Origin of the sequence: Pseudomonas sp. B37(2017) (assembly GCF_002112885.1) — a bacterium.
Classification (GTDB): Bacteria; Pseudomonadota; Gammaproteobacteria; order Pseudomonadales; family Pseudomonadaceae; genus Aquipseudomonas; species Aquipseudomonas paraglycinae.
The window spans coordinates 233,853-256,845 of sequence record NZ_NEIX01000008.1 but is presented as its reverse complement, the minus strand read 5'-3'; the positions used below and the strand labels follow the sequence as shown (position 1 = coordinate 256,845).

At 58.5% G+C, this 22,993-nt stretch carries 22 protein-coding genes and 4 tRNA genes; 8 read left to right on the top strand and 18 right to left on the bottom strand.

Annotated elements, in window-relative coordinates; translation table 11 throughout:
* Window positions 1–87: 87 nt before the first annotated feature.
* Window positions 88–987 carry a LysR family transcriptional regulator gene (locus CAF90_RS20830; RefSeq protein ID WP_085608328.1) on the bottom strand — a complete coding sequence of 300 codons (900 nt, stop codon included), beginning with the start codon at window positions 985–987 and terminating at the stop codon, window positions 88–90.
* A gap of 122 nt (window positions 988–1,109) precedes the next feature.
* On the opposite strand from CAF90_RS20830, the gene CAF90_RS20825 reads away from it, so the two are divergent.
* Entirely contained in the window at window positions 1,110–2,315 is a 1,206-nt protein-coding gene (locus CAF90_RS20825) for an MFS transporter (RefSeq protein ID WP_085608327.1), read from the top strand.
* Window positions 2,316–2,375: 60 nt separating this feature from the next.
* Here the strand turns inward: CAF90_RS20825 and CAF90_RS20820 are convergent, their stop codons facing one another.
* The 10 genes from CAF90_RS20820 to CAF90_RS20775 all read right to left on the bottom strand — a co-directional run bounded on the left by CAF90_RS20820 (window position 2,376) and on the right by CAF90_RS20775 (window position 11,775).
* Window positions 2,376–4,247 (bottom strand): SurA N-terminal domain-containing protein, encoded by a 1,872-nt coding sequence (locus CAF90_RS20820; RefSeq protein WP_085608326.1) that lies wholly within the window; start codon window positions 4,245–4,247, stop codon window positions 2,376–2,378.
* Window positions 4,248–4,478: 231 nt separating this feature from the next.
* The gene (locus CAF90_RS20815) at window positions 4,479–4,751 is read right to left on the bottom strand and encodes an HU family DNA-binding protein (RefSeq protein ID WP_002552737.1); all 273 of its coding nucleotides are present in this window, start codon (window positions 4,749–4,751) and stop codon (window positions 4,479–4,481) included.
* A gap of 148 nt (window positions 4,752–4,899) precedes the next feature.
* Window positions 4,900–7,296 carry an endopeptidase La gene (gene lon, locus CAF90_RS20810; protein ID WP_007951557.1) on the bottom strand — a complete coding sequence of 799 codons (2,397 nt, stop codon included), beginning with the start codon at window positions 7,294–7,296 and terminating at the stop codon, window positions 4,900–4,902.
* Window positions 7,297–7,459: 163 nt separating this feature from the next.
* Window positions 7,460–8,743: an ATP-dependent Clp protease ATP-binding subunit ClpX gene (gene clpX, locus CAF90_RS20805; protein WP_007951558.1), complete on the bottom strand. Its 1,284-nt coding sequence runs from the start codon at window positions 8,741–8,743 to the stop codon at window positions 7,460–7,462.
* 113 nt (window positions 8,744–8,856) lie between these two features.
* Window positions 8,857–9,492 carry an ATP-dependent Clp endopeptidase proteolytic subunit ClpP gene (gene clpP, locus CAF90_RS20800; protein ID WP_007951559.1) on the bottom strand — a complete coding sequence of 212 codons (636 nt, stop codon included), beginning with the start codon at window positions 9,490–9,492 and terminating at the stop codon, window positions 8,857–8,859.
* Between the two features lie 92 nt (window positions 9,493–9,584).
* Entirely contained in the window at window positions 9,585–10,895 is a 1,311-nt protein-coding gene (gene tig / locus CAF90_RS20795; protein WP_045121656.1) for a trigger factor, read from the bottom strand.
* Between the two features lie 400 nt (window positions 10,896–11,295).
* Window positions 11,296–11,371 (bottom strand) — tRNA-His (locus CAF90_RS20790).
* 76 nt (window positions 11,372–11,447) lie between these two features.
* A tRNA-Leu gene (locus tag CAF90_RS20785) sits at window positions 11,448–11,532 on the bottom strand.
* Window positions 11,533–11,590: 58 nt separating this feature from the next.
* Window positions 11,591–11,666, bottom strand: a tRNA-His gene (locus tag CAF90_RS20780).
* A 32-nt stretch (window positions 11,667–11,698) separates the two neighbouring features.
* A tRNA-Arg gene (locus tag CAF90_RS20775) sits at window positions 11,699–11,775 on the bottom strand.
* A gap of 274 nt (window positions 11,776–12,049) precedes the next feature.
* Between CAF90_RS20775 and folD the strand changes: the two genes are divergently transcribed.
* The 4 genes from folD (at window position 12,050) to pbpG (ending at window position 15,885) form a co-directional block, all read left to right on the top strand.
* On the top strand, window positions 12,050–12,904 hold the full coding sequence (gene folD, locus CAF90_RS20770) for a bifunctional methylenetetrahydrofolate dehydrogenase/methenyltetrahydrofolate cyclohydrolase FolD (protein ID WP_085608325.1): 855 nt from the start codon (window positions 12,050–12,052) through the stop codon (window positions 12,902–12,904).
* A 308-nt stretch (window positions 12,905–13,212) separates the two neighbouring features.
* Window positions 13,213–13,788, top strand: a complete 576-nt coding sequence (locus CAF90_RS20765; RefSeq protein ID WP_085608324.1) for a hypothetical protein — start codon at window positions 13,213–13,215, stop codon at window positions 13,786–13,788.
* On the top strand, window positions 13,775–14,683 hold the full coding sequence (locus CAF90_RS20760) for a hypothetical protein (RefSeq protein WP_085608323.1): 909 nt from the start codon (window positions 13,775–13,777) through the stop codon (window positions 14,681–14,683). The genes CAF90_RS20765 and CAF90_RS20760 overlap by 14 nt, the downstream gene beginning before the upstream one ends.
* Window positions 14,684–14,946: 263 nt before the next feature.
* Entirely contained in the window at window positions 14,947–15,885 is a 939-nt protein-coding gene (gene pbpG, locus CAF90_RS20755; RefSeq protein ID WP_007951562.1) for a D-alanyl-D-alanine endopeptidase, read from the top strand.
* A 52-nt stretch (window positions 15,886–15,937) separates the two neighbouring features.
* On the opposite strand, the gene CAF90_RS20750 is transcribed toward pbpG, so the two are convergent.
* From CAF90_RS20750 to CAF90_RS20740, 3 genes are all read right to left on the bottom strand, one after another.
* Complete coding sequence (locus CAF90_RS20750) at window positions 15,938–16,144, bottom strand: hypothetical protein (RefSeq protein ID WP_085608322.1); 207 nt, start codon at window positions 16,142–16,144, stop codon at window positions 15,938–15,940.
* 12 nt (window positions 16,145–16,156) lie between these two features.
* Complete coding sequence (locus CAF90_RS20745; RefSeq protein WP_064380821.1) at window positions 16,157–16,363, bottom strand: DUF6021 family protein; 207 nt, start codon at window positions 16,361–16,363, stop codon at window positions 16,157–16,159.
* Window positions 16,364–16,457: 94 nt separating this feature from the next.
* Complete coding sequence (locus tag CAF90_RS20740; protein ID WP_085608321.1) at window positions 16,458–17,129, bottom strand: peptidase C39 family protein; 672 nt, start codon at window positions 17,127–17,129, stop codon at window positions 16,458–16,460.
* 231 nt (window positions 17,130–17,360) lie between these two features.
* Here CAF90_RS20740 and CAF90_RS29590 point away from each other — a divergent pair, with 231 nt between their 5' ends.
* Window positions 17,361–17,528 (top strand): hypothetical protein, encoded by a 168-nt coding sequence (locus tag CAF90_RS29590; protein WP_007951566.1) that lies wholly within the window; start codon window positions 17,361–17,363, stop codon window positions 17,526–17,528.
* A 74-nt stretch (window positions 17,529–17,602) separates the two neighbouring features.
* Here CAF90_RS29590 and CAF90_RS20735 read toward each other — a convergent pair whose 3' ends face one another.
* Entirely contained in the window at window positions 17,603–18,352 is a 750-nt protein-coding gene (locus CAF90_RS20735; protein ID WP_085608320.1) for a TerC family protein, read from the bottom strand.
* Window positions 18,353–18,381: 29 nt separating this feature from the next.
* Window positions 18,382–18,621 carry a hypothetical protein gene (locus CAF90_RS20730; RefSeq protein ID WP_085608319.1) on the bottom strand — a complete coding sequence of 80 codons (240 nt, stop codon included), beginning with the start codon at window positions 18,619–18,621 and terminating at the stop codon, window positions 18,382–18,384.
* 146 nt (window positions 18,622–18,767) lie between these two features.
* Between CAF90_RS20730 and nhaR the strand changes: the two genes are divergently transcribed.
* Window positions 18,768–19,667 (top strand): transcriptional activator NhaR, encoded by a 900-nt coding sequence (gene nhaR, locus CAF90_RS20725; protein ID WP_007951569.1) that lies wholly within the window; start codon window positions 18,768–18,770, stop codon window positions 19,665–19,667.
* Here the strand turns inward: nhaR and CAF90_RS20720 are convergent.
* Window positions 19,664–20,824, bottom strand: coding sequence for an MFS transporter (locus tag CAF90_RS20720; protein ID WP_007951570.1), 1,161 nt, complete (start codon window positions 20,822–20,824; stop codon window positions 19,664–19,666). The genes nhaR and CAF90_RS20720 overlap by 4 nt on opposite strands.
* A gap of 338 nt (window positions 20,825–21,162) precedes the next feature.
* Between CAF90_RS20720 and sstT the strand changes: the two genes are divergently transcribed.
* Window positions 21,163–22,395, top strand: a complete 1,233-nt coding sequence (gene sstT / locus CAF90_RS20715) for a serine/threonine transporter SstT (protein ID WP_085608318.1) — start codon at window positions 21,163–21,165, stop codon at window positions 22,393–22,395.
* 65 nt (window positions 22,396–22,460) lie between these two features.
* On the opposite strand, the gene CAF90_RS20710 is transcribed toward sstT, so the two are convergent.
* Window positions 22,461–22,970, bottom strand: coding sequence for a DUF1993 family protein (locus tag CAF90_RS20710; RefSeq protein ID WP_007951572.1), 510 nt, complete (start codon window positions 22,968–22,970; stop codon window positions 22,461–22,463).
* Window positions 22,971–22,993 lie beyond the last annotated feature (23 nt).

Sequence of the window (22,993 nt, the reverse complement as noted above, 5' to 3'; positions counted from 1 at the left end):
TCCTGAGGGGAAAACGGTCCGGGGCGTATTGTGCAACAGATCGCTGCCCCGCGGCGTATGGATTAGTGTCTTAAAACAGTTACAACTCTACCGGTCATGGGCGACAGGAAAAAGTCGCGCCGATAAATGATCGATGAACACCCGCAATTTGGCGGTTGCATGCCGGCTTGATGGCCACAGGACCCAGAACTGCCCGACGTGCTCCAGATGCTCATCCAGTACGCGCTGCAGGCGACCCTGCTGCTGCGCTTCATGGATCATGAAGTCCGGCAGACAGGCGATGCCCATGCCCGCCAGCGCCGCATGCCGCACGGCCTCAATCGACGTACTCACAAGGCGTGTCGGCAGGGTCGGTTCGGGCGCGCCCTCCTCGCGCTTCAGCGGCCAGGGCTCCAGTTTGCCCGTGGCGTGAAACGTATGGCGCAGGCAGGCGTGCTCCGCCAGATCGGCCGGGGTCAGCGGTTCGCCGCGCTCGCGCAGGTACGCGGGGCTGGCCACCAACACCATATGAAACTCGCCCAACGGTCGTGCCATCAGTCGCGAGTCTCGCGGTTTACCCGTTCGAATCACTGCGTCGAAACCTTCTTCAACCACATCAACCATGCGATCGGTCAGGTCCAGATCCAGTTCGATCTGCGGGTACAGCGCCATGAATTCGTTCATGACCGGCATCACCAGGTCATGCACCTGCGGCAGGCTGACCCGCAACTTGCCGTGAGGCGCCGCTGCGGCATCGCACAGCTCAAATTCCGCCGCTTCCACTTCGGCCAGAATCTTGCGGCAACGTTCAAGAAACAGCGCGCCTTCGCTGGTCAGCGTGATGCTGCGGGTGGTGCGATGAAACAACCGCACATTGAGCCGTGCTTCCAGGCGGGCGATGCTTTTGCCGACCGCCGACGAAGACACGCCCTGCAAGCGGCCGGCCTCGGTAAAACTGCGGGTTTCCGCCACCTGCACGAACACCGAAATACTGCCCAGGCTGTCCATTCATCCCTCCCTGATTCACGACATTCTTGTCCGAGATGTTCGGAACCCTAACCTGTTTTTCCCGAATGTGCAGCGCCCTACCCTATGGCCTTCGTCTCCTTTGGCAAAATGGAAACCCGCCCATGAACGATGCGCCACTCACTTCCCCCACGCTCGCCGGTACCGTCGAGCCCGCAGAACGATTACCGCTGGGTGCACTGCTCGCGCTGGCCACCGCCGGGTTCATCACCGTGCTGACCGAGGCGATGCCCGCCGGCCTGTTGCCGCAGATGAGCGCTGGGCTTGATGTCTCTCAGGCCCTGATCGGGCAACTGGTCACGCTGTACGCCATCGGTTCGATGCTGGCGGCCATTCCGCTCACCATTGCCACCCGGGGCTGGCGTCGGCGCCCGCTGCTGCTGACGGCCATTGGTGGGTTTGCTATCGCCAACAGCATCACCGCGTTGTCGGAGCTGTACTGGCTGACCCTGATTGCACGTTTGATCGCAGGCGTGTTCGCCGGGCTGCTGTGGGCTTTGCTGGCGGGGTACGCGAGCCGGATGGTCGCACCCCACTTACAAGGCCGGGCCATTACGGTGGCCATGCTCGGGGCGCCGCTTGCGCTGTCGCTGGGCATTCCGGCCGGGACGCTGCTGGGCACGGCAGTCGGCTGGCGCCTGAGCTTCGCGATCATGACCGGGCTGACCGTGCTGCTGGTGATCTGGGTGCGTTGGCAAGTACCGGACTTCGCCGGTGAGCGCGCCGGCAAACGCCTGCCACTGCGTCAGGTGTTTACCTTGCCGGGCGTGCGATCCGTGCTGTTTGTAACCTTGTCCTACGTCGTCGCGCACAACCTTCTGTACACCTACATCGCGCCCTTTCTGGAGCCATCGGGACTTGGCGCAGAAATCGACCGGGTGTTGTTGGTGTTTGGTCTGGCATCGGTACTGAGCCTGTGGATCGTCGGTAGCCTGATTGATCGCTGGCTGCGTCAGCTGGCACTGGTCAGTGCCACGCTGTTCCTGCTGTCGGCGATCGCACTGGGCCTGTGGCGCGAATGGCCGGGCGTGGTCTACACCGCCACCGCCGTCTGGGGCCTGGCGTTCGGCGCGATGCCCTCGCTGTTGCAGACGGCCCTGGCAAAAACTGCCAGGGAGGCTGCCGATACCGCGCAATCGATGCTGGTGACCCTGTGGAATGTCGGCATTGCCGGCGGCGGACTTGCGGGCGGTCTGCTGCTGAACAACCTGGGCGTCGGGACTTACCCGTGGCTGGTCGCAGGTCTGTTGCTGCTGACTCTGTATGCGACCATCAATGCCCGAAGTCATGGTTTCCCGAACGCCGGATAGCGCGCATAAAAAAGCCCCGGATTTTCATCCGGGGCTCGGGTCTTGCGGCTCAGCCAGGCATCAGAAACGCTTGATGTCGGCTTCGGCTTCCAGCTGCTTGCGGTACGCTGCGAAGTCCTGCTGGCCCACACGCGATGCGAGGAAGCGACGATATTGCGCTTTCTCTTCATCGGTCGGAGCCGCTGCTTCGTTCACGCCGTTCAGGCGCACGATGGTCAGGCTACCGTCCGCCAGCGTTACGCTGGTGAAGGTCGGCTTGTCCTTCGCGGCCGGTTTCGGCATGCGGAACAACGCTTGCAGCACCGCTGGATCAACGCCTTCCTGAGCGCGGTTCGCCGCTTCAGTGACTTTCCAGCTTTGACCGTCCACCGCCTTGTCCAGCGGGGTCTTGCCATCACGCAGACTGGCGATCAGTTGCTCCGCCTTGGTTTTGGCAGCAGCGCTGGCGTGCTCTTTGGTCAACTGAGCGCGAATGGCAGTGGCCACGCTTTCCAGCGGCAATTGAGCAGGCTTCAGGTGCTCCTTGGCGCGCAGCACGATCACGGTTTCCGGATCCAGCTCGATGGCGGTGCTGTTGGCACCCTCTTCCAGCACTTCGGTGCTGAACGCGGCGGTCACTACAGCACGGTTGGCTGCAACGCCTTCGCCACCTTCACGGCCGAACGGCTTGGAGGTGTGCACGGTCAGTTTCAGATCCTGCGCTGGCTGGGCCAGGTCGGATGCTTCGAACGACGAGTCTTCCAGTTGCTTGGTCGCCTCGACGAAACGCTGCTCGACTTGCTGGGTTTTCAGCTCGCGGGTCAGCTTGTCTTTCAGGCTGGCCAGCGTCGGCACTTCAGGCGCCTCGACACCCAGCAGCTTGATCAGGTGGAAACCGAAGTCGGTGCGAACCGGCTCGGACACCTGATCCTTGTTCAGCGAATACAGGGCTTTCTCGAAGGCTGGATCGTAAACGCCAGGACCGGCATAACCGAGGTCACCACCGTTGTTGGCCGAACCCGGATCCTGCGAGAACTCCTTGGCCAGCGCTTCGAACTTCTCGCCCTTGGCCAGACGCGCCTGGACTTCTTCGATCTTCGCCTTGGCCTGAGCCTCGGTGGTCTTGTCGTTGACTTCGATCAGAATGTGCGCCGCACGACGCTGTTCCGACAGGTTGGCGATCTCTTTCTGATACGCCGCCTGCAGGTCTTCGTCCTTGACGGCGACCTGATCGAAGAACGAAGCCTTCTTCAGCTCCAGGTAATCGATGACCACTTGATCCGGGGTCATGAATTCCTTGGCGTGCTCGTCGTAGTAAGCCTTGACCTCGTCATCGGTCAGCTTGACGGCCGAAGGGTCAGCCTTGATGTTCAGCGTGGCGAAATCGCGGGTCTGTTTTTCCAGACGGGCGAAGGCCAGCACCTGAGCGTCGGTCACGAAACCGCTGCCCGCCACACCGGCGCGCAGTTGGCCGATCAGCATTTCCTGAGCCAGCATCTGGCGGAACTGCATGCGGCTGTAGCCCAGCTGACGGATCACCTGATCGAAACGGTCGGAGCTGAACTTGCCGTCGACCTGGAATTCAGGCGTCTGCAGGATCACTTGGTCCAGGGCCGCTTCGGAGAAAGCGAATTTCGATTGTTCTGCGCCTTGCAGCAGCAGCTTGCGATCGATCAGACCCTTGAGGGCCGATTCGCGCAGCATTTTTTCGTCCAGCAAGGAAGCGTCGAAATCCTTGCCCAGTTGTTGCATCAGCTGACGGCGTTGCATATCCACCGCCTGGCTCAGCTCGTTCTGGCTGATTTCTTCACCGTTGACCTTGGCCGCCTCATTCTTGTGAGTCGTGGCCTGGAAAATGGCGTCGAAACCGGTCAGAGCCATCAGTGCAACGATGACTCCGATAATGGTCTTGGCAATCCAGCCTTGTGAATTGTCCCTGATATTCTGCAGCATGCGTCCCCCAGAAACGGTTGAACTTCAAAATTAGGCAACCGTGGAGCGTGGGTAGAATCCGGATAGAAGAAAGGCGCATCCGAGGATGCGCCTTCTCGTAACTGGCGGAGCGGACAGGGCTCGAACCCTCGATCCCGGTGTGACAGGCAGCTATTCCAACCGCCTGCTCTACCGCTCCGCTGCCAAGTCAGGCATGACCCCGACCCGGATGGGTAAAAACCTGAATCAAACTTAGTTGACGGCTTCTTTCAGGGCTTTACCGGCTTTGAAACCTGGCTTTTTGGCTGCCGCGATTTCCAGAGTCTTGCCGGTCTGTGGGTTACGACCGATGCGAGCTGGACGATCAGTTACGGAGAAAGTACCGAAACCAACCAGAACAACGGAGTCGCCAGCCTTGAGAGCGCCAGTGACGGATTCGATTACAGCGTCCAGCGCACGGCCAGCAGCAGCTTTCGGGATATCAGCGGATGCAGCGATAGCATCAATCAGTTCCGACTTGTTCACTCTAAGTCCCCTTATATCTATTTGAGTATGATTCTAAGTTTTTTGGTGAAAGCAAAAACGAGTGCTGAATGGCCTACAGACACTTAAGAGCCGCTTTATAACAAGGGCTCTAAAAAGCTGTCAAGGAAGCCCCCCAGGCAAAAGCGTATTAATGCGTGCTAATTCTTTCCTTAGAGTCAGACTCACGTTTTTCGTCCTTGGCAACTATCTCCGGAGCCACATCCGGCAAGGGCTCCGGCGCGTATTGCAGCGCAATTTGCAGGACCTCGTCAATCCATTTAACCGGTTTGATCTGCAGATCCTGCTTGATATTGTCAGGAATCTCCTTCAGATCGCGCACGTTCTCTTCCGGAATAATCACTGTCTTGATTCCGCCACGGTGAGCGGCCAGCAGTTTTTCCTTCAGACCGCCAATGGCGAGGACTTGACCACGCAGGGTGATCTCGCCGGTCATGGCGACATCGGCACGCACAGGAATACCCGTCAAAGCCGACACCAGCGCAGTACACATGCCTACACCGGCGCTCGGGCCGTCTTTCGGCGTAGCGCCTTCCGGCATGTGGATGTGCGTGTCGCGCTTCTCGTGGAAGTCCAGGGGAATGCCCAGGCTCTTGGCACGGCTGCGCACCACGGTCAGGGCCGCAGTGATCGATTCGACCATTACGTCACCCAGCGAACCGGTCTTGATCAGTTGACCTTTGCCCGGCACCACAGCGGCTTCGATGGTCAGCAGTTCGCCGCCCACCTGAGTCCAGGCCAGGCCGGTCACCTGCCCGATCTGATCCTGCTGCTCGGCCAGACCGTAGCGGAACTTGCGAACGCCGAGGAAATGCTCCAGCAGATCAGCTGTCACTTTTACCGAGAAGCGTTTTTCCAGCGCGTGCTCTTTGACCGCCTTGCGGCAGACCTTGGCAATCTGCCGCTCGAGGCCACGCACACCGGCTTCGCGGGTGTAGTAACGGATGATGTCGCGGATCGCTTCTTCGTCGAATTCCAGCTCGCCCTTCTTCAGGCCGTTGGCTGCAATCTGCTTCGGCGACAGGTACTTGACCGCGATGTTGATCTTCTCGTCTTCGGTGTAGCCCGGCAGACGGATGACTTCCATCCGGTCCAGCAGCGCCGGCGGAATGTTCATCGAGTTCGAGGTGCACAGGAACATCACGTCCGAGAGGTCGTAATCGACTTCCAGGTAGTGGTCGTTGAAGTTGTGGTTCTGCTCCGGATCGAGCACTTCCAGCAACGCCGACGCCGGATCGCCACGCATGTCGCTGCCCATTTTGTCGATTTCATCGAGCAGGAACAGCGGGTTGCGCACACCCACCTTTGTCATCTTTTGAATCAATCTTCCTGGCATCGAACCGATGTAAGTCCGACGGTGACCACGGATTTCCGCTTCATCACGCACGCCACCGAGGGCCATGCGCACGAATTTGCGGTTGGTGGCATGGGCGATCGACTCGGCCAGCGAAGTTTTACCCACGCCCGGAGGACCGACCAGGCACAACACCGGGCCACGGATTTTCTTCACGCGTTTCTGTACGGCGAGGTATTCAAGGATGCGTTCCTTGACCTCTTCGAGGCCGTAGTGATCGGCGTCGAGAATGTCTTCGGCACGGGCCAGGTCCAGACGCACCTTGCTCTGAGCCTTCCACGGCACCTGAACCAGCCAGTCGATGTACGAGCGCACCACGGTGGCTTCGGCGGACATCGGCGACATCTGCTTGAGCTTGTTCAGCTCGGCAGTGGCCTTGGCCAGGGCATCTTTCGGCAGACCGGCAGCGTCGATACGCTTTTTCAGGTCTTCGATTTCGTTGTGGCCTTCGTCGCTGTCGCCGAGCTCTTTCTGAATGGCCTTCATCTGCTCGTTCAGGTAGTACTCGCGCTGACTGCGCTCCATTTGCTTTTTAACGCGGCCACGAATGCGTTTTTCGACTTGCAGCAGGTCGATCTCGGCGTCCAGCAAAGCCAGAACGTGCTCGACCCGGGCCGACAAATCGATGATTTCGAGGATTTCCTGCTTCTGCTCGATCTTCAGCGCCATGTGCGCGGCCATGGTGTCTACCAGGCGGCCAGGCTCGTCGATGCTGTTGAGCGACGACAGGACTTCAGCCGGGACTTTCTTGCCCAGCTGCACATATTGTTCGAACTGCGACAGCAGGCTGCGCACGAACACTTCGGATTCGCGCTCGGCGGCGTCGACTTCGTCGATCAGCGAGACTTCGGCACGGCAGTGGCCATCGACTTCGCTGAAGCGCTCGACAGCGCCACGCTGCTCGCCTTCGACCAGAACCTTGACGGTGCCGTCAGGCAGTTTGAGCAGCTGCAGAACAGTGGCGATGGTACCTACGCGATAGAGAGCTTCTTCACCGGGATCGTCGTCAGCCGGGTTTCTCTGGGCCAGCAGCAGGATCTGCTTGTCGCCCGTCATCGCGGCCTCGAGGGCTTCGATGGATTTCTCGCGCCCCACGAACAGCGGGATAACCATGTGCGGATACACAACGACATCACGCAATGGCAGGAGAGGCAATTCGATGGTGGTCTTCATGATTTCGCCTCTACGGCGGCCATATGGCCGTAATCAGATGGAATTAAGCTTGAAACCAAGATGGGGGCTGACTTGAAAAAAAACAAGCGCAAAGGGGATGTAAAAAACGACATAAAAAAAAAGAGGCCCGAAGGCCCCTTCTTTGTTCCGGCAGACCGGGCGCTTACGCGTCCGGTGCAGCCTTGGCAGCCGGCTCACTGTTTTCGTAGATATACAGTGGCTTGGACTTGCCTTCGATGACACTTTCATCGATCACGACTTTGCTCACCTCGGACTGCGAGGGGATTTCATACATCGTGTCGAGCAGCACACCTTCGAGAATCGAACGCAGGCCACGGGCACCGGTTTTACGCTCCAGGGCACGCTTGGCGACCGATTTCAGCGCGTCGGAACGGAATTCCAGATCCACGCCTTCCATCTCGAACAGCTTGGCATACTGTTTGGTCAGGGCATTTTTCGGTTCGGTGAGAATCTGCATCAAAGCAGCCTCATCCAGCTCGTCCAGCGTCGCAAGAACCGGCAGACGACCGACGAATTCCGGGATCAGACCGAACTTGACCAGATCGTCAGGCTCGACTTCACGCAGGGATTCACCGACTTTCTTGCCTTCTTCCTTGCTGCGCACTTCTGCGTTGAAACCGATGCCACCCTTGGTGGAACGGTTCTGAATGACCTTCTCCAGACCGGAGAATGCGCCACCGCAGATGAACAGGATGTTACGGGTATCAACCTGAAGGAATTCCTGCTGCGGATGCTTGCGGCCACCTTGCGGCGGAACGGAAGCGACCGTGCCTTCGATCAGTTTGAGCAAGGCCTGCTGCACGCCTTCACCGGAAACGTCCCGGGTGATCGACGGGTTGTCGGACTTGCGCGAAATCTTGTCGATTTCGTCGATGTAGACAATGCCCATCTGGGCTTTTTCTACGTCGTAATCGCACTTCTGCAGCAGCTTCTGAATGATGTTCTCGACGTCTTCACCCACATAACCCGCCTCGGTGAGGGTGGTTGCGTCGGCGATGGTGAACGGAACGTTCAGCAAGCGGGCCAGAGTTTCGGCCAGCAGGGTTTTACCGGAGCCTGTCGGGCCGATCAGCAGGATGTTGCTTTTGCCGAGTTCGACGTCGTCAGCCTTTTTGTCACGCTGGTTCAGACGCTTGTAGTGGTTGTACACCGCTACTGCCAGAACCTTCTTGGCACGTTCCTGACCAATTACATACTGATCAAGGATGCCGCTGATTTCTTTAGGCGAAGGCAATTTATGCGCGCTGCTTTCGGCCTGTGCTTCCTGCACCTCCTCGCGGATGATGTCATTGCACAGGTCGACGCACTCGTCGCAGATAAAGACCGAGGGGCCGGCAATCAATTTGCGCACTTCATGCTGGCTTTTGCCACAGAAGGAGCAATAGAGCAGCTTGCCGTTGTCCTCGCCGTTGCGGGTGTCAGTCATTCGTTCGATCCAAATCCGATAGGCTTGCAACACAAGATGAAGGCTATTGCGGGCTTTTTCAAGCCCGCCGCTGATCAGACGAGCCGACCAAGCCTATTTTGAGCTGCTTATTTTTAAGCTGGGCGCTGGTTGATCACTTCGTCGATCAGACCGTATTCCTTCGCAGCTTCTGCACTCATGAAGTTGTCGCGGTTGGTGTCGCGCTCGATTTCTTCAAGCGTACGGCCGCTGTGCTTGGCCATCAGCGTGTTCAGACGCTCGCGGATGAAGAGGATTTCCTTGGCATGGATTTCGATGTCCGATGCCTGGCCCTGGAAACCGCCCAGTGGCTGGTGAATCATCACGCGCGAGTTCGGCAGGCAGAAACGCTTGCCAGGAGCACCGGCCGTCAGCAGGAATGCGCCCATGCTGCACGCCTGACCGATACAGGTAGTCGATACGTTTGGCTTGATGAACTGCATGGTGTCGTAGATCGACATGCCCGCTGTCACCGAACCGCCCGGGGAGTTGATGTAAAGATGGATGTCCTTGTCCGGGTTTTCCGCTTCAAGGAACAGCAATTGCGCGCAAATCAGGTTGGCCATGTAGTCCTCTACAGGACCCACCAGAAAGATTACTCGTTCCTTGAGAAGACGCGAGTAGATGTCATAGGCGCGCTCGCCACGAGCAGATTGCTCGACAACCATCGGGACCAGGCCGCCGGCGGCCTGGATATCAGAGTTCTGCTGAATATAGGAATTACGGAACATGCTCTGCAGTCACTCCCAAATAGTCATGTCTTGAATACGCATAAGCCAGCTCGAAGGCTGGCTTATGGTGTGTGCTTCTAACGCAAAAACAATCAGTCGGCTTTTGGAGCTTCTACCGGCTTGACCGCTTCTTCGTAAGAGACCGATTTGTCGGTCACGCTAGCTTTCTGCAGAACAGTATCCACAACTTGTTCTTCCAGCACAACCGAACGAACTTCGTTCAGTTGCTGCTCGTTCTTGTAGTACCAGGACACGACCTGCTCAGGCTCTTGGTAAGCCGAAGCCATTTCCTGGATCATTTCGCGAACGCGGGCTTCGTCCGGCTTCAGGTCGAACTGCTTGACCACTTCGGCCACGATCAGACCCAGAACAACGCGACGCTTGGCTTGTTCTTCGAACAGCTCGGCCGGCAGTTGGTCTGGCTTGATGTTGCCACCGAACTGCTGAACAGCCTGCACGCGCAGACGGTCAACTTCGTTGGACAGCAGAGCCTTAGGCACTTCGATCGGGTTGGTGGCCAGCAGACCGTCCATTACCTGATTCTTGACCTTGGATTTGATCGCCTGACGCAGTTCACGCTCCATGTTCTTGCGAACTTCGGTGCGGAAACCGTCGATGCCGCTTTCCTTGATGCCGAATTGAGCGAAGAACTCTTCGTTCAGCTCAGGCAGTTTTGGCTCGGAAACGGTGTTTACAGTCACGGTGAACTCGGCGGTTTTGCCAGCCAGGTCCAGGTTCTGATAGTCCTCTGGGAAGGTCAGGTTCAGAACGCGCTCTTCGCCGGCTTTAGCACCAACCAGGCCTTCTTCGAAGCCAGGGATCATGCGGCCGGAACCCAGTACCAGCTGAGTGCCCTTGGCGGAACCGCCAGCGAATACTTCGCCGTCAACCTTGCCAACGAAATCGATGTTCAGCTGGTCTTCGTTCTGGGCAGCGCGATCGGCCACTTCAAAACGGGTGTTCTGCTTGCGCAGGATGTCCAGCATCTTGTCCAGATCGGCGTCAGCCACGTCAGCGCTCAGGCGCTCAACGGTGATGCCTTCGAAGCCGGCAACGGTGAACTCAGGGAACACTTCGAATACGGCTACGTATTCCAGGTCCTTGCCAGCTTCGAGCGATTTTGGCTCGATGGATGGCGAACCGGCCGGGTTCAGCTTCTGCTCAACCACAGCTTCGTAGAAAGATTTTTGAATCACGTCGCCGATCGCTTCCTGACGTGCGTCAGCACCGAAACGACGTTTGATTTCGCTCATTGGCACTTTGCCTGGACGGAAGCCAGCAATTTTGGCTTTCTGGGCAGTCTGCTGCAGACGCTTGTTGACCTGGCTCTCAATCTGCTCAGCCGGCACGGTGATGCTCATGCGGCGCTCAAGAGCAGTAGTATTTTCAACAGAAACTTGCATGGATATTCCTCGTTGCACAGACGTTAGCCGGCCGTTTCCGACCCAAGAATCAAGGGCAAGCATTCTAGTAGGTCAAACTCAAGAAGTCACCCTACTGAAAACGGGTAAAAAAACAGCAGGCCATTTGAAGGCGGGGACAAACGGTTGCGCCTCGCCCTGTTAGCAAATACAGCCAATTCAAGCCAGGGCTCTGCGCCAACCTCTTCTATATATAGAGGCGGTTGAATCATCTCCCTGACAGCCGACCTCGCAAGCAAGGCCGACGGGCAGTGCAGCATCATCGAGCAACATTAATACGACGAAGCACCCTGCCCTGCGACCCGAAACCTGCAGCCGCCAAAATCCGAAACCGTAAAACAAAAAAGGCGCCAGACTGTTAAATCTGGCGCCTTTCGGAATATGGGGTGGACGATGGGGATCGAACCCACGACAACGGGAGTCACAATCCCGTGCTCTACCAACTGAGCTACGCCCACCATATTGCGTGTCAAAGAAGCCAAACAACTTCTTTGTAGAACCTCACCCGGCCAACGGCATGAATGAAGCTTTGATTGGTGCGGATGAAGAGACTCGAACTCTTACGCCTCGCGGCGCTGGAACCTAAATCCAGTGTGTCTACCAATTCCACCACATCCGCGGATGAAGCTTTTTAAAGCAAAGGCGCCAGACTGTTACATCTGGCGCCTTTCGAAATATGGGGTGGACGATGGGGATCGAACCCACGACAACGGGAGTCACAATCCCGTGCTCTACCAACTGAGCTACGCCCACCATATCGCGTTACTTGTGCCAATGCTGCCTAATGGCGCACCCGGCAGGACTCGAACCTGCGACCATCCGCTTAGAAGGCGGATGCTCTATCCAGCTGAGCTACGGGCGCCTTGTTAGCTGTACCCTTGGAGGACTACAAACTAAGTGCTTTCCAGTCGTTCGAAACTGTAATTTCGTTCGACCTTCTTAACCAGTGCTAGGCTGTGCCCGACAAGTGCGACGAATAGTATAGAGCGACCCGAAGGTCGTCAAATCCTTTTTGAAAAAAATTCATTTAATTAAAGGGCTTAGGGGAATTTGCTGACCAAGCGCCTTTGCCCTCACCGTTTGACATGCGAGAATGCGTTCTCTTTTTTTCCCCTCTCGATGGTTAATCACGCGCAATGACTGCACAACTAATCGACGGCAAATCAATCGCCGCCAGCCTGCGCCAGCAGATCGCCCAACGGGTAGCCGAACGTCGCGAGCAAGGCTTGCGCACTCCCGGCCTCGCGGTGATCCTGGTCGGCAGCGATCCTGCCTCTCAGGTTTATGTCTCGCACAAGCGTAAAGACTGTGAAGAGGTCGGCTTCCTCTCTCAAGCCTACGACCTGCCTTCCGAAACCACTCAGGAAGCACTGACCGATCTGATCGATCGACTGAACGACGATCCGGCAATCGACGGCGTTCTGCTTCAGCTTCCTCTGCCGGAGCACCTGGACGCTTCCAAGCTGCTGGAGCGCATCCGCCCGGACAAGGACGTCGATGGTTTCCATCCTTATAACGTCGGCCGTCTGGCCCAGCGCATTCCGCTGCTGCGTCCGTGCACCCCGAAAGGCATCATGACCCTGCTGGAAAGCACCGGTGCCGATCTGTACGGGATGGACGCAGTCGTTGTCGGCGCGTCCAACATCGTCGGTCGCCCGATGGCGATGGAACTGTTGCTGGCCGGTTGCACCGTGACCGTCACTCACCGCTTCACCAAGGATCTGGCCGGCCATGTCGGCCGTGCCGATCTGGTGGTCGTGGCCGCCGGCAAGCCGGGCCTGGTCAAGGGCGAGTGGATCAAGGAAGGCGCGATCGTGATCGACGTCGGCATCAACCGTCAGGACGACGGCAAACTGGTCGGTGACGTCGTGTACGAAACCGCCCTGCCCCGCGCCGGCTGGATCACCCCGGTACCCGGCGGCGTCGGTCCGATGACCCGCGCCTGCCTGCTGGAAAACACCCTCTACGCGGCAGAAACCCTGCACGCCTGAGTCGCGTTTTCCGCCCTCCGAGAACCCCGCCTTGTGCGGGGTTTTTCATGCCTTCGAAAAAAACTCTCCGCACTGTCCCGCGACAGAACAGCAGGCATCGATGCACGGAGCTACCGATCTCTAATGGGAGGAGGCGTATTCGAGCTAACACGCTGAAGCATCTCTATCATGGGATGTTGAGATGCCTGGGCGTATCGTGGCCAGACTGAAGCAGGATTGGATTTTTGACCAATCCAATCCCACTCGGCACGGCAGCATCTCGCTACCACGCCGGGTAGCTTGGAATAGCGAAATGCCTGGAGGCTGACTTGATACCAGAATGGAACGCTGAAGGGGTTCTGCCCCCTGTTAACGAGGATGACCCTGCAGGACACATCAGAGCACCTTATGAGGTAAGCCTTGGTCAGGTGGTGGATCGGTTCGCGACCAGCCCGGAACGGTGTGATATTTTGGCCGGATACCTTGCTCACAGAGCAGAACTGCACAAGATGGGTATCGATTGCGGTTTTCAGTGGCTGGACGGCAGCTTTACTGAGGACATCGAGATGCTGGAGCACCGCCCTCCCCGAGATATTGACGTGGTGACCTTCACTCCTGCTGGTGATGTATTTTTTGACACCCTCGACGACCGCGAAATCAAACTACTTGGCGGCGATCGGGCTAATCTCAAGAAAGAGTTCAAGATCGACTTCTACATCCAGTCATTGAGCGACCCTGCCGAAACGTTGGTAGCCATGACAACCTATTGGTACAGCATGTGGTCACATCGGCGCACCGGCCAGTGGAAAGGTTTTTTGAAAGTTGACCTTTCTCCTGCTCACGATGCAGATGCAGAAGGCTTGCTCGTGGTACGCCGGCAGGAGCTTGAACATGAACAGATCTGAATACACCCACAAGGCTGCGGAGCTCGGCTTTCTTGAGAAGCAGGCTGCCACTCCAGGGATAAGCAAACTTACCCTCATGTCGATTCAGGCAAGAATTGAACAGGCTCGGGCCTGTCTTGTCGACAATGGCAAGCATGTCTATCGACCAGCGAAGGTTCGACTGACTTATCGTGGCGTTCCTGTTTGGGGGACACACGGCGTGCTAGCCGAATTCGGAACTAATGCGACCCGGGCATTCAGCGTCGCGATAACGGCAATAGCAGCGTCGGTTTCCGGATCACTGGCAGACAAGGGCCCCATCCCGAACCGCCTGAGCAACCAGCTTTTAATTACTGGACCAGCTCGCGGATCCTTTGGATTCGAGCTCGAAGAAATCCCTGCGGACAAGCAGCTTGATATCGAGGGCACCACTCCGGTATCGCAAGCTATCGACATTCTCACCGAGCTGCTTGAGGCCACGACCAAAAGCGATGAAGAGTTGTCCGAGCCAGTCTCCCGCCTGGCCGATAGAGCGATAGCTGCCGTATCGGACTTCCTCAACGAGCTATCTGAAAATGATGCGTCCTGTGCGCTAACGACGAACACCCGAAGATTCCAGTTCTCCGACGTTGAGCAAGTTCGCCGCAGTAAAGCGCGGTTAAGCCGAGACAACATCAAAGAGGACGATGAGACCTTAACCGGGGCCTTTGTCGGAGTCTTGCCTGAGAAAAGGGTCTTTGAATTCAAAACCAACAGTGGCGAGATTATTCACGGAAGGATTCCCACGGAAATCACGACCCCGAATGACATCAACGGCCACCTCTACATGCAACTGACCATTCAGGTTACCGCAAGGAGAATCGGGTCGAGCAATCCAAGATACAGGCTCAAAGCACTACCTTGGGCCCAATCTTAACCTCATGCCCGGCCCGAAAACCCTGCACGCCTGAGTCGCGTTTTCCGCCCTTCGAGAACCCCGCCTTGTGCGGGGTTTTTCATGCCCTCGAAAAAACCTTTACCGTTCGCCGGAAACCCCTATTTTTACAGGGCTTTTCACGAGTTTTTCATGCCCTTCAAACAACCATCGACAGTTCTTCAGCCATACTCCTAAAATGCGTCGTTTTTACGACACAGGCCGTTACAAAGTACGGCATTTCCAACCTTCATGAGTTCGCCCGCGTGAATATTCGTCTGTCCATCCTGAGCCTGGTTTTTGCATTTTCAGGCACGCTCCTCACGCCAACGGTCAACGCCGCCGAAACTACCGCTGCCCCTCGAGACGCTTCGCAATTGAAGATTGCCTCCGGCAGCGCCCTGCTGATGGATCTGCAGACCAACAAAGTCATTTATTCCAGCAACCCGGACGTGGTGGTGCCCATCGCTTCCGTGAGCAAGTTGATGACGGGTTTGGTAGTGGTCGAAGCGCACCAGAACATGGACGAATGGATTGACGTCGACATCAGCCGCACCCCGGAAATGAAGGGCGTGTTTTCCCGCGTCAAACTGCGAAGCGAACTGCCCCGCCGAGAGATGCTGCTGATTGCCCTGATGTCCTCGGAAAACCGCGCTGCCGCCAGCCTGGCTCATCACTATCCGGGCGGTTACGCGGCGTTCATCGCCGCGATGAACGCCAAGGCCAAGGCGCTGGGCATGACCAGCACGCACTTTGTGGAACCCACCGGCCTGTCCGAGCGCAACGTTTCCACCGCCCGCGACCTGAGCAAGTTGCTGGTGGCTGCGCACAAACAGCCGCTGCTCATCGAGCTGACCACCACCAAGGAGAAGACCGTCTCGTTCCGCAAACCCAATTACACCCTGGGTTTCCGTAACACCGACCACCTGGTCAACAAGGCCGACTGGGATATCCGCATCACCAAAACCGGCTTCACCAACCCGGCCGGCCACTGCCTGGTGCTGGTGACTCGCATGGCCAACCGCCCGGTCGCCCTGGTGATTCTCGACGCGTTCGGCAAGTACACCCACTTTGCCGATGCCAGCCGCATCCGCAGCTGGGTGGAAACCGGCAAGAGCGCCAACGTCCCGGCCGTGGCTCAGCAATACAAGGCCGACAAAAACCTCAAGAGTCGCCAGAGCGGCGTGATCGAAGCCTCCAAATAATCCGTCACTCATGAAAAAGCCCCGAATCGTCGGGGCTTTTTCATTTATGCACTCAGTCGTTGGGCAACGGCATCTTGTCGTCATCGGGAATGCCGTCACCGGCGCTCGGGTCGCGCGAATGCTCCGGCGTTATCACCGCCGGACGCGCCAGCGGATCGCGCATGGGGCTCTCCGGGTCCAGCACCGGATCAACTTCCGGCTCAGGCGTGGTGGGCACACTGTCAGGCTTGTGGTCGTCGAAACTCGAATCGGTACTCATACGCACCTCGCTTCAAGGCTTGAGATCAGCCAAGGGATCGTAAGGCTTGGCCGGACGTTTGGGATCATCGCCCGGCTGCACATCCTTCGGCGCCTTCGCCGGGCCGATGGGATCGACTTGCGGATCGTCCAGGTCAGGCGAGTCCGGATCGAAACCCAGGTCGTCGCCACTGCCATGCTCGGAAGAGTGCGGCCCACTGGGTGAATTTGGAATTGCCATGTTCGTCTCCTGATACCTGACCCGTAAAACACGGGACGCTACAGTTCAGAAGCGCATCCCCCGCCAGGGTGCCCGACAAGCGACGAACGGAACCTCAGTGCGCTGCCAGCGCCTTCCTCGCCTGCGCTGCTTCCCGCTCCTGTCCAGCTTGCGCCAGTGCGTCGGCAGCCTTGAGCCAGCGCTGTTGATCGACCGCTGCGGGAATCTGCGTCGGTTTCTGGATCAACACTGCCCAGCCGCCGGACTTTTCGAGAGCCGACTCGAACGAGCTGAAGCTCATCAATTCACGGCGATTCATCCCGGCGCGCAGCAGCACTTTCTGCTTCAGACGATCATAGCCGGAGAGGATCGCGTAACGCGGCTCCGCCCAGAATGCCGAACCTTCGCTGAAACGCACCATCACCGGATACCCGGCCGCCACTTGGGTCAGCAACGCCGGCAGATTGCTGTCCAGCGGATACACGACCATCCCATACTCACGCGCAAGGCTCTGTAGATTCTGTTGCAACTTGTCCTCGGCGCCCGGCAAGTGCAGCGGTTTTTCCAGCAGACCCGGCGTGATCACGATGCCCTGCTGCGACAGGAGGCTGGCCAGCACTTGCGGCCCGCTTTGATAGGCCTCACCGCGATAGAAGGTGCCGCTGAGCTCGACCCGCTCCGGCAGGCGCTTGACCTCCGGCGCCACACTGCCCGCACACCCCACCAATGCTGCTACGCAACCGGCCACCAGCAGCGCCGCGCGAATTCGGGAAAATAGCTGCACCATCGTCACTCTCTTGATCAGTTACCGGTCATCGTGTTCCGGCTTGGTCGAGGATCATAGGACGGCGCCACGCTGCGGTATAGCCCAAAGCGGCAGATGAATCGGCTGCATAGAGCGAACTGATTGGTCACCACCGACCTTTGGTCAATAGCCTGAAACACGCCAGCGACTAGACTGTCACTCAGACAAGAGCCAAAGAAAGAGCGCCCGACGCAGGGCAAAGAGGAGGCACAGATGAGCCTGACCATGACCATCGTAATGCTGATTGCCGGCTGGCTGGCCGTTGCCGCCGCCATGCTGTGGGGCGTGTTGCGGATTTCCCGCCGCCATCACCACCCGGTACAACCTGCACCGACCCGCAAGATCGAGAAACACGACGCCCGTCACGCCACCGCGCACTGACTTTCTGTAACCGACACAAACAAAAAGGCCGCCTGGACTCTCGCGAGTTCAGGCGGCCTTTGGTTTTCCGGCGATTACGCTTCGGCAGTCAGTTTCTTCTGCTTGGCGCGGCGCGACATCATGTTCAGCACTTCAATCGAAGCCGAGAACGCCATGGCAGCATACACATAACCTTTCGGTACATGGGCGCCGAAGCCTTCGGCGATCAGCGTCATGCCGATCATGATCAGGAAGCCCAGCGCCAGCATCACCACCGTCGGGTTGTCGTTGATGAACTTGGCCAGCGGATCAGCTGCAAACAGCATCACCAGCACCGAGACCACAACCGCGATCACCATGATCGGCAAGTGTTCGGTCATGCCGACAGCGGTAATGATGCTGTCGATCGAGAACACCATGTCCAGCATCAGGATCTGCCCGATGGCGGCGGCGAAGCCCAAGGTCACCTTAGACGTCGCAGTCTTCGGATCTTCCGGTGCCGGATCCATGCTGTGATGGATTTCCGTGGTGGCTTTCCACAACAGGAACAGGCCGCCGGCGATCAGGATCATGTCTTTCCAGGAGAACGCGTGGCCGAGAATCTCGATGACCGGCGCGGTCAGCTGAACGATGAACGCGATGGTGCTCAACAGGGCCAGACGCATGATCAGCGCCATGCCGATCCCCAGACGACGGGCCTTCTGCCGGTACTGCTCGGGCAGTTTGTTGGTCAGGATCGAGATAAAGATCAGGTTATCGATGCCAAGCACGATCTCCATCACCACCAACGTGGCCAAGGCAATCCAGGCGGTCGGGCTGGCGGCGAGTTCTAACAGATATTCCATGGGTCAGTCCTGACTCTGTGTAAGACGGTTTAGATTTCCTGGGAGGACGATTCGGATTTTTCTTCGTCGTCTTTCGGTTCTTTCTTGCTGATCAGATTGCCGGTGGCATCGCTGAGCGCCTCTTCGGCGGCTTTATGCGTGTCGTCGATGGCTTGCTTGGCCGCTTCGGCCGCCTGCCCCATCAGTTGCTGGGCGCTCTTTTCGGCCTGGTCGCAACCGGCCAGTACCAGTAAAGACGCGATCAACAGCCCCGTAGTTTTTAGTTTCATGATGCTTCCCTCGATAGAACAGACAGCGCCGTAAAGACCGGCCGTCGATGGCTGGGCATTCTAGGGAGACAGACACTTCAGGAAAATTCGTATTTTTAGCGGCTATACTTCGATTTATACGAACTGTATTTGACGGACCGAACCCCATGCTCAATTACCGACAACTGCACTACTTCTGGGTGGTGGCCAAGACCGGCAGCATCGTGCGCGCCTGCGAGCAACTGAATCTGACGCCACAGACCATCAGCGGACAGATTTCTCTGCTCGAACAGACTTACGGCATCGAACTGTTTCAAAGGGTCGGCCGGCAACTTGAGCTCACCGAGGCCGGGCGCCAAGCCCTGCCCTACGCCGAGCAAATGTTCCAGCTCGGCGGCGAACTGGAGCTGATGCTGCGCGCCCAGCCCAACGAACAGCAGATCCTGTTCCGGGTCGGTGTGGCGGACGTGGTGCCCAAATCCATCGTCTATCGCCTGATCGCGCCGACCATGGAATTGAGCGAGCCACTGCGCATCACCTGCCGCGAAGACAAACTCGAGCGCCTGCTGGCGGACCTGGCGATCCAGCGCCTGGACCTGGTGATCTCCGACAGCCCGATGCCCTCGCACCTGGACATCAAGGGCTACAGCCAGAAGCTTGGGGAATGCGGGATCAGTTTTTTCGCCACCGCCGAGCTGGCAGCGCAATACGGTCAGGATTTTCCGCGCAGCCTGCACGGTGCGCCGCTGTTGATCCCCGGCGCGGAAACCGTGGTGCGCAGCCGGTTGCAGCGCTGGTTCGCCGAGCAGCAGATTCAGCCGAGGATTGTCGGGGAGTTCGATGACAGCGCCTTGATGCAGGCGTTCGGCCAGTCCGGCAGCGGGATTTTCATTGGCCCGAGCGTGATTGCCGATGAGGTGAAGCGCCAGTACGGCGTCGAGTTGATCGGTCAGACCGATGCGGTGAGCGAGTCGTTCTACGCGATCTCGGTGGAACGCAAGGTCAAGCACCCCGGCATCAAAGCGATTACCGAAGGTGCCCGACGCGAGCTGTTTACAGCCTTTTAAGCCGGCGCGCAGACGTCGCGCGGCTTGAGCACCATCAGCACCATGGCGAGGAAAATCGACAGCAGAATGAACCCGGCAGCGGCGAAACCCACAAAGCCGAGGCCGGCGCTGTCGATCACTCGACCGCCAATGATCGCGCCCAAACCAATCCCGAGATTGGCCCCGGCAATGTTCAGCGACGCGGCGAAGGCCGGCGCCTCAGGTGCGGCTTTCATCAAGCGCACGTGGCTGACCAGAAACAGCGCCGCCTGAGTCACGCCCCAGATGCCCATCGCCGCCGCCAGACCCAGCGACGAATTGATGTTCGGCACCAGCGCCACCATCCCCGGGATCATGAACGCGCAGAACATCACCGAAGCCATCAGTGGATGGCGATCCACCGCACGACCGCCCAGCGAGTTGCCAATCAGACCGACCGCGCCAAAGCCCATCAGGCACCAGCCGACCACGGTGCCATTGAAGCCGGCCAGACGTTCGAGGATGTCCGCCAGATAGGTATAAGCGGTGAACATGCCGCTGAACACCAGGATCGACAGCAGCACATGGCCGAGCATCAGCGGGCTGCGCAGGATCTTGAACTGCGAAGCGAAACTGACCTGATGCTGGTGCAGGCTGGTTTTCGGCAGATAGACAAACAGCAGCAACGCCTTGGCGAACGCGATCACCGCCAGAATGGCGAACGCACTGCGCCAGCCGAACGCATCGGAAATCAGCGTGCCGACCGGAATCCCGAACACGGTGGCGCAGACGATGCCGAAGCCGATCTTGGCGATCGCGCGACCGGCGAAGTCCGGGCCGACGATGTCCACCGCCGTTTCGCTGGCCAGCGCCCAGAACACCGGAAGCCCCAGTGCCGGGATCAGCCGGGCAATCGCCATGACCCAGATGTTCGGCGCCAATGCCGCCACGGTATTGGCCAGACCGAACATGATCAGGATGGTGATGAACAGTTTGCGGCGCTCGAAGCGGGCGAAATACGCGGTCAAGAATGGACCGAACATCGCCACGGTGAACGCGAACAGAGTCACCAGCAGCCCGGCCTGCGGGATGGTGACGGCCAGGTCGCGGGCAATCGCCGGCAGCAGGCCGACGATGACGAACTCCGTGGTCAGCACCGTAAACCCGGCGGCAGACAACAGAAGGATGGGCAACAGCATGAGGAACTCCAGCAAAACGACGACACCAGCGCTGACCCGAGGGCCCGCCGGCAGAACTTGAAAATAAGGATGCGCAATCTTAACAGAGTGTTTCCCGAGTGACTTGCACAAACCTGTCTAAGTTGTGGATGGATCCGGTGGCAGATCGTCACAGGTCTGAAGGATCCGGACGACGCTGTGATAAAGTCCGCGCCCTGCAAAACGTACACCCTGTTCAGCCAACCGTTTAACGGCGTGGCTGTCGCGTCAGTCCTTTCGGTTCGTGTCTGTGGCCTGCCCCCGATTCATCGCCCGGATCACGCAACCTTGCACCCTATAAAAAAACCAGAGATGCCGTTATGACCGCTTCATCCCCTTCTCTATTGCAACGCCTTAAAAGCCTCAGCCTGGTCACCCAGATCCTGATCGGCCTGATTGCCGGCATCGCCCTCGCGCTGTTCGCGCCGGAAGCGGCCAAAGGCACGGCCTTCATCGGCAAGGTGTTCGTCTCGGCGCTGAAAGCCGTGGCGCCGATCCTGGTGTTCGTGCTGGTCATGGCGTCGATCGCCAACCACAAGCACGGCCAGGAAACCCACATCCGGCCGATTCTGTTCCTGTATCTGCTGGGCACCTTCGCCGCTGCCGTGGTCGCGGTGATCGCCAGCATGATGTTCCCGTCGCATCTGGTGCTGTCCACCGACAACATCGCGGTAAGCGCGCCGGGCGGCATCAGTGAAGTGCTGCAAAGCCTGTTGCTGAGCGTGGTCGACAACCCGGTGAGCGCACTGATGAACGCCAACTTCATCGGCATTCTGGCCTGGGCCATCGGCATGGGCGTGGCCATCCGCCACGCCGGCGACACCACCCGCGAAGTGGTCAGCGACCTGTCCAACGGCGTGACCCTGATCGTGCGTGTGGTGATCCGCTTCGCGCCGCTGGGGATTTTCGGTCTGGTGGCCTCGACCCTGGCCACCTCCGGTTTCGGCGCGCTGGTCGGTTACGCGCACCTGCTGGCGGTTTTGCTGGGCTGCATGCTGTTCGTCGCGCTGGTGATGAACCCGCTGATCGTGTTCTGGAAGCTGCGTCGCAACCCGTACCCGCTGACGCTTCAGTGCCTGCGTGAAAGCGGCATCACCGCGTTCTTCACCCGCAGCTCGGCGGCGAACATTCCGGTCAACCTGGAATTGAGCAAGCGCCTGGGCCTGCATGAAGACACCTACTCGGTATCGATTCCGCTCGGCGCCACCATCAACATGGCCGGCGCGTCGATCACCATCACCGTGCTGACCCTCGCAGCCGTACACACCCTGGGCATCGCCGTGGACATCCCGACCGCGATCCTGCTCAGCGTCGTCGCCGCGATCTGCGCTTGCGGTGCTTCGGGTGTGGCCGGTGGCTCGCTGCTGCTGATCCCGCTGGCGTGCAGCCTGTTCGGCATCCCGAGCGAGATCGCCATGCAAGTGGTGGCGGTCGGTTTCATCATCGGTGTATTGCAGGATTCGGCCGAGACGGCGCTGAACTCCTCCACCGACGTGCTGTTCACCGCCGCCGCATGCCTGGGCGAAGAACAGAAAGCCCAGCGTCCGGCGTAAAAAACCACGCAATAAAAAAGCCCGCCAAGGCGCAAACCTTGGCGGGCTTTTTGTTGCAGAACGTTTTAGAACGCGCCCATGTAATCGCGCTTGCCCACTTCCACACCGTTGTGACGCAGCAGTGCGTAGGTGGTGGTGACGTGGAAGAAGAACTGCGGCAGGCCGTAGCTCAGCAGGTAAGCCTGGCCACTGAAGCGCTTCTCTTTCGGCGTGCCCGGACGAGTCACGATCTCGATGCCTTCCTTGCCATTGATCTGCTCTGGCTTGATCTCGCCGATGAAAGCCAGAACCTTGGCGATCAGCGCCTGCAACTCGGCGAAGGTGGTTTCGGTGTCGTCATATTTCGGGATTTCGATTTCGGCCAGACGCGAGGAAACGCCTTTGGCGAAGTCCACGGCAATCTGCACCTGACGCACCAGCGGGAACATGTCCGGGTACAGACGCGCTTGCAGGAAGGCGTTCGGGTCGATGTTTTTCTCGGTGGCGTGGGCTTCAGCCTTTTTCAGCACATCGCTCACGGCGTTGAGCATTTGTTGGAAAACCGGGACGGATGCGGCGTAAAGGGAAATGGTCATGGCAGTCTCACGTGGTGGCTGGG